The organism is Aurantibrevibacter litoralis (assembly GCF_034651555.1).
GTDB classification, from domain to species: domain Bacteria; phylum Bacteroidota; class Bacteroidia; order Flavobacteriales; family Flavobacteriaceae; genus Aurantibrevibacter; species Aurantibrevibacter litoralis.
In genome coordinates this window covers 79,701-87,698 of the sequence record NZ_JAYEEQ010000015.1, presented here as the reverse complement: position 1 = coordinate 87,698, position 7,998 = coordinate 79,701, and the positions used below count along the sequence as shown (strand labels likewise).

The following is a 7,998-nucleotide window of genomic DNA, read 5'->3' as shown; positions in this document are numbered from 1 at the left end:
ACAAGTCGGTATGATTTTAAATGATCTATTGTTTTATTTCTTTGGGCTGTTCTGGCAAAGGGAGTAAATTCAATATCCCCCCGCTCCCGCCAGTTTGCAACTGGTGGCGTACCGAGTAAGAATCAGCACGGATTGCAAATCCGCGCTATCGACCCTTGTGGATATCCGAGCGATCGGGGGAACTAATTTTAAAGAGGCTTCTAGGGAAAGCGGGAGGATCTTTAATTTCAACTCAGGGATTAAATGAACATGAAAACGGCTTATTGGAAAGAAGAGATTTGGGATTACCTGGTAATGCCAGCCAGAGAGAAGTAGATAGTGCCAAAATAGTAAAGTTTTTGAAACAGAAAAAATTTGAGAGTTTCACAAAGGACTAGTGTCAGCCATAAAGAATTTGTTTATGAGTTATCCAAAAATATCCATCAAGGAAGCATTATTGATAACCATAATCCTGATTGCTTCGCTATACGGTACCAGTTTGATTAGTTTTAATTATTATGGATTAAAGCTTGGCGCGGGAATAGCAACTTATGTTGTTTTAATATTTTATTGTAATAAGTCTAACACGTACAATATCAAGTCAGGCATAGTTGCGATTAACCGACCTATCAGGTCAATTCCGCTGGTCTCAATAATTGCGATATGTCTCTTTTGTTTTGTTTATTCGATTCAAATTGTGCTAAACGCACTAGTTTTTGGAGACACCTTTTCAGCTGAATTAAACAGATTTACAAGAGGATTCAAAACAGCCGTTTTTTCTATTTTACTGTTTCCTATTCTGGAAGAATTGCTTTTTAGAAAAGGAATACTACATGGGTTAACAAAATTATATTCAATTCGCAAAAGCATTATTGTTTCCTCGTTGTTATTTTCATTGGCCCATTTGTTTACAGAAACGGGAATGTTTTCAGCATTTTTAATTGGAATGGTATTAGGTTATATTTATGTACGCTACAATAGTTTTATACTGGTGCTTTTGGTTCATATCATCTATAATTTATTGACAATATATGTTTCTCAATTAATAAACGATTACATTTTTGCAATAGAGCTGAGCAAAATATACATATTTTTCATTCCTCTATTAGTTGTAAGTTTGCTGATAATGCTAGGTTGCATATATTTATTGAATTCACAAGGCAATCATGAAAACTAAAAAAAGCGAAGAAAAAACTACTTCTTATACTGAGACTAATAGTAGTAAGAAAGGTTGGATTAAGTTAATTTTAGATTTTATTTTTAATCTATATGTAAGTGGGTAGTCCTCCGCTAGTACCAGACCCGATAGCGCGGATTTGCAACCCCCGATGGCGCGGATTTGCAATCCGTGCAATTAAAGAAACCCGGTGCCGATAAATTGTTTAACACCCGCTAGCGCGAGCATCTTTCTGCTCGTTCCGTCAAGAGTGAGCGACAAGAATCTAGAAATATAAATAAGTAATAAGCCACGAAATAAATATCTTGCTTTTTGTATTTTTAGAATTCAATGAGCAGAAAATATAAGTTTCGCAATCCTTCAGTTCCCGAGAACGAATTGGACGTATTGGTATTAAAGCCCGATAGCGCGGATTTGCAATCCGTGCCCTTGAAATGAAGAAAATCGGTTATAACCAACTACAAAAAGTCGTAGATTTATTGTTTTTTGACGAATGTCTACAAAGTACAAAGCAACAACGGCAGAGGAAGCCTATTTTATAACAATTACAACCGTTGGTTGGGTAGATGTCTTTACCCGGTTAAATCAAAAATATGTTATACTGAATGCCCTGAAATTTTGCCAACAAAGTAAAAACTTAGAAATATATGCCTATTGCATAATGGGCAGCCATGTACATTTGCTCTGTAAGGCAACAGGTGGCACTATACTGTCCGATGTCATCAGGGATTTTAAAAAGTTCACATCAAAAAGAATCATTGAAACCATTATTCAGGAGCCAGAGAGCAGAAGGGAATGGTTACTGGAATATTTTCAAAAAGCCTGCCGGCATTTAAAAAGAGTACAGCACTATAAAGTTTGGCAAGATGGGTACCATGCAGAACACATTTATAGCAATTCTTTTATTAAACAAAAGATATCGTATATCCATAATAACCCTGTCAAAGAAAAAATAGTTACGCTGCCGGAAGACTATTATTTTAGTTCGGCAAGAAACTATGCGTGTTTAGAGAACGAATTGGACGTATTGGTTTTAAATCTGTTCTGAGGCTTTATCAGCACGGATTGTACATTGGCGCTATCGGTATGGGTACACTAAAAAAGGATATCACCCAAAAAACCAAAAAAACACCTGCGATTGGCTTTAGGTAGTGTTTTATGAATCACGCTTAGGGGTTGAATTGATTCAAAATTTCTCGCACATATTTAAGGCTGTCTACAAAGTATTTGGCATGAGTTTTATGCCGACCAACCTTCACTGTAATCGCTGTTTCCGGTAATTCTTGAAACATAAACTCATCGGTCCAGTCGTCTCCAATTGCAAAAACAAAATCGTAGGCATCTTCACCATAGACACGCACGGCAGCGCGACCCTTATTTACATTGCTGCTTTTAATTTCCATCACTTTATTGCCGTTTAGAATACTGAGGTCGTCATTGGCGATAAGACTGGTAAGTACGGTATGTAATTCCGTCGCACGTTTCTGACCAAAATCGGGATCGGTGTTTCGATAGTGCCAGGCTAGCGAATAGTTCTTTTCTTCAATAAATGATCCTGGGGTACGATCTACAAACGATTCTAACACAGGACGTATTTTTTCCATCCAATCTTTTTTTATGGTTTCTAGCATTCGAAATGCTTCGCCATTCTTGGAAATCCAAACCCCATGTTCCACAATCATATTGTATTTTTTTGGCAAAAACCATCTGCCGAAAGTTTCCTTATCGCGACCGCTTATTAGGTATAAATCGGTCTTCTCTTGGGATGCCAAGGCATCCAAGAGTTCAAATAACTCGGTATCTGGTGCCGCTTTTTGAGGATCAATATGAAAACCTGCCAGCGTACCGTCATAATCTAAGAAAAGAAGCCTCTTAGTAGCGTTTTTATACTGTTTTGTCAATGTAGTCATAAGGTCTACTGTGAGTCGCCTAGACACGGCTGCCTTGTCATTTTCTTGCTGATCTATGAGCGATTTCATAAAGTCATTGGCCCATTTTTCTACGTTGTAGCGGGCTAACCTTTTTTGCAATATGCTGTTCCGATCTATTTGTTCTTCTAAAGGCATGGTAATGGCACGCTTTAAGGTGTCTGCCTGTTCTTCAAAATTGTTGGGGTTTATGAGTAAGGCTTCATTCATTTCATTGGCAGATCCGGCCATTTCGCTTAATATTAATACACCGGTTTTGTCTGTCCTCGTGGCGATATATTCCTTGGCCACGAGGTTCATTCCATCTCTTATTGGTGTTAGCCATGCAATATCGCTGGAGGTGTATAAATCGATTAGATTTTCGAAGGGCATAGATCGGTAAAAATACCAGATGGGGGTCCAACTTACTGTGGAAAGTTCTCCATTAATACGTCCTACCAATTCATCAATTTCTTTTTTAAGTAATTGGTATTGAGGTACATTAGAACGAGAAGGAACTGCTAGTATAATAAGCCTAATTTTTTCCTTGTATTCCGGATATTTGTGTAAAAAGTATTCGAAGGCATAAAGCCGTTTGGCAATCCCTTTACTGTAATCCAGACGGTCAATAGAGAGTACAAACTTAGAATCGGGGGCATTTCGTTTGTGTTCATTGAGCCTTTTTTGAAGTTCAGACTGTTCCGAATCTGATGTGTCTCGGTGCTTTTGTGCGGCATCGGAAAACTTTTTGTAATCGATACCCATAGGAAAGGAGTCCACCTTTATAGTCCGTTCGTCTACATAGATATCATTAAAACTAACTTCTAATCCCAGTAACCTGCGCACCGAACTTAGAAAATGCCTCTCGTAGTCATACGTGTGAAACCCAATAAGATTAGCGCCTAAAAGACCGCGCAGCACTTCTTGGCGCCAAGGGAGGGTTCTAAAAATCTCAAAAGACGGAAATGGAATGTGTAAAAAGAAACCGATAGAGATATTGGGGCGTTTTTCGCGAACCATTTGCGGCACCAGCATTAGCTGGTAATCGTGTACCCAAATAGTATCTGTATCTGTAGCCTGATCCAAAATGGCATCGGCAAATTTCTGATTCACTTTTTTATACGTATTCCAGCTATCCCATTCAAATTCGGTATATTCTAAAAAATAGTGAAACAACGGCCAAATGGTACGGTTGCTAAATCCGTAATAAAAGCCATCTACTTCTTTCTCGGTTAATCTTACTTTGGCGCAGCCATGTTCTTTTAATGCGGCATCAATATCGGAAACTAATTTCTTGGGAATTTCTTCCTCTGTGAGTCCGCTCCATCCAATCCAAAGACTTTCGTTTCCGGAGTGAACCGATTTCATACCGGTAGCCAAACCACCCACACTAGGTATGGCGGTAATCGTTCCGTTATGAATTTGCAATTGAACGGGCAGTCTATTTGAGATTATGATAGTTTTACTCATAAAGCGTCTTTTTTTTATCTATTTGGTTTTGGTTTTTCCTAAATTTCGGGATAATGGGGCGTAAAAGCAATTAAAAAAGCTGTTTTTCCGCAATTTTTAAGATTATTTATAGATATGGACAATTTAGATTACGGTATTATAGGAAATTGTAGGAGTGCGGCATTAATTTCTAAAACAGGTTCTTTAGAGTGGTGTTGCTTACCCGAATTTGATTCCCCAGCAGTATTTGCCAAGCTTTTAGATCAGGAAATTGGGGGTAGTTTCGAAATTAAAGTAGATGATGCGTATTGTATTACGCAACAATATGAACCCAATACCAGCATTTTGGTGACAAAATTCAACAGTGCTGAAGGTGCTTTTGAGCTGCATGATTTTATGCCCCGGTATCGCAAAGAAGATGGCAGTTATTATGCGCCTCCCGAAATTATACGCTATGTAAAACACCTTTCAGGAACTCCTAAATTTTCGGTCATTTACGACCCAAAACTGGAATATGCGCTGGGGGAAACAAAAACCTATATTAAAGAACATTTTATTGCTAGTTTAACGCACGAAGTTAAGTTTGATACCGTATTTCTATATACGAATTTTGATAAGAAAGCCATTCATTCAGGTGCGGAGATACACCTCACTAAAAACGGTTATTTTCTGTTTGGGTATCATGAGCGCATTGGCTTGCCTACGGTGCACAACGTATTTACAGAACTGGAAAGAACCCGTGTGTATTGGTTAAACTGGTCCGAAAAAACGGCGCGTTATAGCCTGTACAACACAGAAATCAACAGAAGTGCCATTACGTTAAAATTATTGAGTTACGATAAAACGGGTGCTGTTTTGGCCGCCGCAACCACCTCCTTACCCGAAACTATCGGCGAGGTTCGCAACTGGGACTACAGGTTTTGCTGGATTCGCGATGCCTCTATGGTCATAAAAGTAGTTTCCGAATTAGGGCATAAAAATATGGCAAATCGGTACCTTAAATTTATTATAGATCTGATGCCGGATAAGGATGAAAAACTACAGATCATGTATGGTATTAATAAAGAAAAGAAACTTACCGAGGAAACTTTGGATCATCTCAGTGGCTATATGGGATCTAAGCCTGTACGTGTAGGTAATGCCGCATACGAGCAACGGCAAAACGATATATACGGTATCCTAATGGATGTCATCTACGAGCTTTTGGTAAAATTTAATGTAGATGTAGAGAATGGACAAGAATTGTGGTCTATTACTAAAGGCATTGTATGGATCGTAGAAAATCACTGGAAAGAGGCCGATAAGGGGATATGGGAATTTCGCAGTGAGGACAGGCATTTTACCTTTTCAAAGGTTCTCTGTTGGACCGCCATTGACAGGGCAATTAAAGTAGCAAAAATTTTAGGAAAACAGCACAAGATTGCTAAGTGGGTACCTTTAGAACAGGAAATACGAAAAGATATCATGGCAAATGCCTGGAACGAAGAACGGCAGGCCTTTACGCAGTCCTATGGTGCTACGCATATGGATGCCTCGGTATTGCTTATGGAGTCTTACGGGTTCATTAAAGCAACGGATCCTAAATTTGTAAGTACGGTTAAAGCCATAGAAGAAGACTTATGTCATGAAGGATTGCTATACCGCTATAAAAATGTAGACGATTTTGGAGCACCTTCCTCTTCGTTTACCATTTGTACCTTTTGGTTCATCAATAGCTTGTACAAAATTGGAGAAGTAAAAAAAGCCAGACAATTGTTTGACGTAATTTTGTCCTACAGCAATCATTTGGGCTTGTTTAGTGAGGACATCGATTTTAAAACCAAGCGATTATTGGGTAATTTTCCGCAGGCGTATTCTCATTTGGCACTGATAGAATGCGCGATAAACTTCTGTAAGAAAGAAGATGAAGAAAGGGTTATAGCATCTATGTGGTAGCCTTTTCTGTTGTTAGGGCGATACTTTTGATACGCTTTAGCAAGGTTTTTAGGTGTTCTTCGGTAGTAAACGGGTTCATTAGCGTCGTACGCAAGTAATGTACACCTCGTAGTTTTGTCTGAACAATATAAAATTCGCCCGCTTCTAACAGAGACTGTCGTATTTTTTCGTTGATGCGGTTCAGCGTTTCCGCATCGCAATGGGAGGTCCGATACCGAAAACAAACGATATTAGACATGGGTTGTACTGCTAATTCAAAATCGGTCTCCTTGGCAATGAACTCCCCAAACTGATGTCCCAAATCATAAAGCCTCGTAAGGTACTCGTCAAAAATCGTTTCACCATACGTTTTCAAAAGCGTGTACCAATGCATACTCATCATGCTTTTGGTGCATTCAAAAGTACGTTTTGCTAAATTATACCAATCTTCATCGCTGGACTGTACCAAAAGATAATCGGCTGTTTGACTAAAGGTGGCGTGCGAATGCGTGCCATTTTTAAAAAGTAAGGCGGTGGTTATGGTTGGCAGCATCAACATTTTATGACCGTCAATAACTACAGAGTCCGCTTGGTGAATTCCTTTTACTGTAAATTTATATTTGGTCGAAAATATACCGGCACCACCATGAGCACCGTCCACATGAAACCAAAGGTTATGAGCTTTACTGAAACGGCCTAGGACTTCCAGATCATCAAAAATCCCTGTAGCCGTAGAAGGCGCACTACCGACGATTGCAAAAATATAAATCCCCTCTTTTGTGGCTTTTTTATAAGCGGTTTCCAATAGGGACACATCCATAGCGTAGCCTTCGGTGGTCGGAATTTTAATAATGCCTTGTTCACCCAACCCCATTATTTTAGCAGCCCTGTCTACACAATAATGGGCTTGTTCACTGACCATAATGCCCAATGGTCTTGTATTGCCTTTATTCCTTGAGTTTTGGCCAACGATGGCTTTCCGGGCAGACAATAGGGCGGTTAAATTAGCGAGTGTACCTCCGGAGGTTAGAAATCCTCTAGACGATGTATCAAAACCTATTTTAGCGCAGAGCCAATCAGTAACGATTCGCTCCATAGCCGAAGATGCCATGCCCATTTCGTATACCGCCATTCCATTGTTTAGAAGGGCACTAACCATACCCGAAAGTGCGGTGATGGGAGCTGTGGGGCTTACCTGATGCCCCATATAATTGGGATGGTGTACATGTGTGCTGTGTTTTATGACTTCTGAAAAAAGTTCGGTATTTTCTCCATGAACCAAAAAGTCTTTCCAAAATTCATGTTCCTCATTGGGTTTGTTCCACCGAATCACTTTCTCGGTTAGGCCTTGATTGGATTGATCGAGATGGTCTGCAAGGGTATCAATAAGTTTGTGGCCTGTTTTGCGAAAGGACTCCGGATCGTAAACCGATGGCATACTACTTTTTTCCATACCCTAAAATTAGAGGGTTGTTCTGAAGAAAAAAACAAATTTTAATCTAAAGATTCCGCGACCCTTGGGTCGAGGTTTCCTATTTACCTCTCCTTTGGAGAGGTCGGAACTGCCTTTTT

5 protein-coding genes are annotated in these 7,998 nt (G+C 39.5%); 3 read left to right on the top strand and 2 right to left on the bottom strand.

The genetic code is table 11. From position 1 onward, the window contains the following. Nucleotides 1-400 precede the first annotated feature (400 nt). Nucleotides 401-1,156, top strand: a complete 756-nt coding sequence (locus U1E44_RS12630; RefSeq protein ID WP_322931456.1) for a CPBP family intramembrane glutamic endopeptidase — start codon at nt 401-403, stop codon at nt 1,154-1,156. 493 nt (nt 1,157-1,649) lie between these two features. Further along, on the top strand, nt 1,650-2,204 hold the full coding sequence (locus U1E44_RS12625) for an REP-associated tyrosine transposase (RefSeq protein ID WP_322931455.1): 555 nt from the start codon (nt 1,650-1,652) through the stop codon (nt 2,202-2,204). Nucleotides 2,205-2,325: 121 nt separating this feature from the next. Here the strand turns inward: U1E44_RS12625 and U1E44_RS12620 are convergent, their stop codons facing one another. Beyond that, the gene (locus U1E44_RS12620) at nt 2,326-4,533 is read right to left on the bottom strand and encodes a bifunctional alpha,alpha-trehalose-phosphate synthase (UDP-forming)/trehalose-phosphatase (RefSeq protein WP_322931454.1); all 2,208 of its coding nucleotides are present in this window, start codon (nt 4,531-4,533) and stop codon (nt 2,326-2,328) included. A gap of 114 nt (nt 4,534-4,647) precedes the next feature. On the opposite strand from U1E44_RS12620, the gene U1E44_RS12615 reads away from it, so the two are divergent. Next, nucleotides 4,648-6,447: a glycoside hydrolase family 15 protein gene (locus tag U1E44_RS12615; protein WP_322931453.1), complete on the top strand. Its 1,800-nt coding sequence runs from the start codon at nt 4,648-4,650 to the stop codon at nt 6,445-6,447. Here the strand turns inward: U1E44_RS12615 and U1E44_RS12610 are convergent. After that, nucleotides 6,437-7,879, bottom strand: a complete 1,443-nt coding sequence (locus U1E44_RS12610) for a pyridoxal phosphate-dependent decarboxylase family protein (RefSeq protein WP_322931452.1) — start codon at nt 7,877-7,879, stop codon at nt 6,437-6,439. The genes U1E44_RS12615 and U1E44_RS12610 overlap by 11 nt on opposite strands. Between the last annotated feature and the right edge of the window lie 119 nt (nt 7,880-7,998).